We start from the raw sequence: 1685 nt of genomic DNA, 5'->3' as shown, positions 1-1685 counted from the left end.
CGGGAATCGACAGCGGCTTGTTTGATTCAAGCGCGGGCGGCTCGGGGTTACTGACGACGCGGGCGTTCCGATAATATTCGCGCGCTTCCGGTGCGGTCAGCGTCTCATAGGCGGGACGGCCCGCTTCCTGAAAAGCCTTGTAGACGGCGGCGGCATCGGGATCGAGCGTGACGGGCATGGTGGCGAAAACCTCTTGCGTTGATTGAATGCTCAGGCGGCGGTGCGGCCGCCGTCGACGGTGTAGGCGGAGCCCGAGACGTAGCTCGCCTCGTCGGAGGCGAGGAACGCCACGATGGAGGCGACTTCGGACGCCTGCCCGAGCCGCCGCGCCGGAATGCGGTCGACGATCTTCTCAGGTAGCGGCGGCTCATTGCCGGGATTGCGCCCCTGCAGGATCGTGCTCAGCATCCGGCTGTCGATCAGGCCGGGGCAGACGCAATTGACCCGCACGCCGGTGCCGGTGCATTCCCATGCGGCGCTCTTGGTGAGACCGATCACGGCATGCTTGCTGGCGCTGTAGACGGCGATCATCGGCGATCCGATCAGGCCGGCAATGGAGGCGGTGTTGATGATGCTGCCCTTGTTCTGCTTCAGCATCACCGGCAGCACGTGCTTCATGCCGAGAAAGACCCCGACCACGTTGACGTCGAGCACGCGCCGAAAACTCTCCAGCGAATATTCCGGGATCGGCTTGATATCTCCCTCGATGCCGGCGTTGTTGTAGAATGCATCGATCGTGCCGAACCTGTCGAGCGTGGCGCGGACATATTCCGCGACCTCGTCTTCCCTTGTGACGTCAGCCGTGACCGCGAGCGCTTCGGCCGAGGCCGGCAGGTCCTTGATGGCGGCCGCAAGATCCTGCTCCCTGCGGTCGACGGCGACGATCCGGGCGCCGCGTTCGGCCAGGAGGCGGATGGTCGCGGTTCCGATCACGCCGGCCGCGCCGGTCACGACGGCAACCCGGCCGTCGAGGCGAATTCGATCGGGCATATCCTGGGGGTTCCTCTCGCTCTTCCGGTTATCCCGGATTTTGGTGGTTTTCGCGCCTGGCGGGGCACCTAGCGCGAACGAGAGCGACTATTTCATTTGCGGCTGACGCTGACTAGATCATGGCGTACTATCGAAAACGGTTTCCGCGCTCCCGGGCCATGATCGAGATCATGGAACGACTATCGAAAGCGGTTTCCACGCTCCCGGGCCCATGATCGGGCGCGGCAGGAAGGCGGCAAACCGGCCCTTTCCCCGCCGTATTCGCCGTGTTAACCGGGTGGGACGCGAGCGGCCGATATGTCTGTAGAATGTCGCGAGCCCGATTCGCCTGTAAAAGCCGCGAGATGCTTCGAACCATTGCCCTGACCGGTCTTGCGGCCTTGATTGCCGCCACCACGACCTCGCTTGTGCCGCCGGCGCAGGCGCAGATCGGCAATATCTTTTCCGATCCGCCGTTGCGGCCGCCGGGCGCCATTCCCCGCGGCAACCAGCAGCAGCAACAATTCCCAGAAGACGACGAGGAAGTGCCGGAACTGCCGCGTGGTCGTCTGTTGCCGACGCCGAACCGGCCGCCGCCGGGGCAGGGCGCTCCGCCGCCGGGAAGCTTCCAGTCGCAACCGCTGCCGCCGCCACCCGGAACGACCGTCGCTCCCCAAGGTACCCAGCCGGGCGTCGCGGTTCAGCCGCCGCAGCCG

Annotated in this window: 1 protein-coding gene and 2 pseudogenes; 1 reads left to right on the top strand and 2 read right to left on the bottom strand. The window is 65.4% G+C overall.

What is annotated here, in order from left to right:
- Nucleotides 1-178, bottom strand: a pseudogene (locus CP49_RS47410) (alpha/beta hydrolase); the annotation flags it as partial.
- Nucleotides 179-210: 32 nt separating this feature from the next.
- A complete protein-coding gene (locus CP49_RS16710) occupies nucleotides 211-990 on the bottom strand; it encodes an SDR family NAD(P)-dependent oxidoreductase (RefSeq protein WP_057851312.1) in 780 nt (259 codons plus the stop codon).
- Nucleotides 991-1334: 344 nt separating this feature from the next.
- Between CP49_RS16710 and CP49_RS16705 the strand changes: the two are divergent.
- Nucleotides 1335-1685, top strand: a pseudogene (locus CP49_RS16705) (DUF2155 domain-containing protein); the annotation flags it as partial.

The organism is Bradyrhizobium valentinum, from assembly GCF_001440405.1.
GTDB classification, from domain to species: Bacteria; Pseudomonadota; Alphaproteobacteria; order Rhizobiales; family Xanthobacteraceae; genus Bradyrhizobium; species Bradyrhizobium valentinum.
Note: the sequence above shows the minus strand (reverse complement) of the source record. Positions and strands in the feature narration are given on the sequence as shown.

Coding starts and splice junctions, on each gene's coding strand:
- CP49_RS16710 (WP_057851312.1), bottom strand. CDS start 990: ATGCCCGATCGAATTCGCCTCGACGGCCGGGTTGCCGTCGTGACCGGC.